The sequence below is a fragment of the Staphylococcus sp. HMSC072H03 genome (assembly GCF_001809305.1).
Lineage (GTDB): Bacteria > Bacillota > Bacilli > Staphylococcales > Staphylococcaceae > Staphylococcus > Staphylococcus hominis.
The window spans coordinates 9185-10657 of the sequence record NZ_KV796891.1; the positions used below are offsets into that span (position 1 = coordinate 9185).

Below are 1473 nucleotides of genomic sequence, written 5' to 3' on the forward strand. Positions count from 1 at the left end.
CTTTAGCAATTTCAATATAAGCATCGTGTAGTTATGAAAAAAATTACGATAATGACTATTTCATTAGATAAGTGTTATTGAAATTGATAAAGAGAATTCTTAAACTTAGTTAGAAACTTTAAAGAAAGAAAAAACGAAGTGCTACAAGGCACTTCGTTAATATTACAATTGGTATTATTAATCTTCTTCACTAGAAATGTTGATATCGAATATACAGATTTAGAGCTATCTACATTTCCACGTGGATTATTTGGATTATAACCTACGAACGCTTGTTCATCTTTAGATAAATTATCTAATTTAATATACTTAATATTTTTATTGCAGCTTTTATTGTTCTTCCTCACTGTCCTCTTCGCCATATATTTTTAATCTTCCTTGAGACTCTAATAAATCTGTAGTTACTGTTCGTTCGCTATCTTCAATTTTTCCATCTCCATCTTCATCAAATTGCTCCGGATTTTGAGCTGCTTCATCAAGAGATCTATTTACAGCATCTTGATTAAAATTATTTTTTCCAGGTGGTTCTTCTTGTCCCTCTGTTTGCTGAGTAGTGTTATTTTCACTAGTGTTATTAGTTTGAGCAGTGTTTTGTTCATTGTTATTATTGTTTTGCATAGTATTTTCTTGTGTATTATTGTTCTGAGAATTATCTTGTTGAGTTGTGTTATTATTTGCAGATTCATCGTCAGAAGAGATGTTACTTTCACTATTGTTCATTTCTTGTGAATTACTATTTTCATCTTTATTAGTTTTATTTTCTTTTTTATCTTTTTTTGTACTTTGATGAGTAATATTTTGGTCTTCTTTATTTTCATTATGATTAAAAGACTCTTTAGCAAAATTTACTACAAATAGTGCTAAACCAATAAATATGATTGATAGTATTGCAATCAATAGAATATTAATAATTTTTTTCATTCATTTTTCCCCTTAATTTGTAATATTTAAAATTTAATAAATTAATTTTATCTAATTTTTATAATTGCATCTACTATATTTTTAATTATTTATTATTTTAGTTAATATTTATACTCACTTCTTTTATTAAATAGTAAGATATAATGTTTGGGATAAAAATAAAGACGAAGTGCTAAGGAGCACTTCGTCAAGTGGATGATTATTAAATAGTTGTTTGATAATATCATTATTTAGTTTGAGCGTAACATAAAATTGCTTCTTATGCTGTTCATCTCTTCGGATATCAATACGATCGATGACTGTTAGATATAGTGATTTCAATTGAGATTTCTCTAATTTATCTATATCTTTGAATATTGTTTGTAGTATATTGGCAATCATATCAGCATCATAATGTGGAGCTTCCACTTGTTTATCTTGTTCTAGTTGATGGATTTGATTGTTTATTTGATTCAACTCATCTTGATAGCTAAGTATTGTTGGTTTCAACACACTATCTAAGTCAGGTGAGTCTTCGATCGTTTTCGTTAGTGTATGCATTTTGGCTTTGAT

Annotated in this window: 2 protein-coding genes and 1 pseudogene; 1 reads left to right on the plus strand and 2 read right to left on the minus strand. The window is 27.3% G+C overall.

Annotation, left to right across the window (positions count from 1 at the left end):
• Window positions 1-138: 138 nt before the first annotated feature.
• Window positions 139-261 carry a hypothetical protein gene (locus HMPREF2578_RS11350; RefSeq protein ID WP_256275857.1) on the plus strand — a complete coding sequence of 41 codons (123 nt, stop codon included), beginning with the start codon at window positions 139-141 and terminating at the stop codon, window positions 259-261.
• A 69-nt stretch (window positions 262-330) separates the two neighbouring features.
• Here the strand turns inward: HMPREF2578_RS11350 and HMPREF2578_RS07920 are convergent, their stop codons facing one another.
• Both HMPREF2578_RS07920 and HMPREF2578_RS07925 read right to left on the minus strand, forming a co-directional pair.
• Entirely contained in the window at window positions 331-921 is a 591-nt protein-coding gene (locus HMPREF2578_RS07920) for a hypothetical protein (protein WP_070508372.1), read from the minus strand.
• Window positions 922-1047: 126 nt separating this feature from the next.
• Window positions 1048-1473 (minus strand): annotated as a pseudogene (locus tag HMPREF2578_RS07925) (recombinase family protein); the annotation flags it as partial.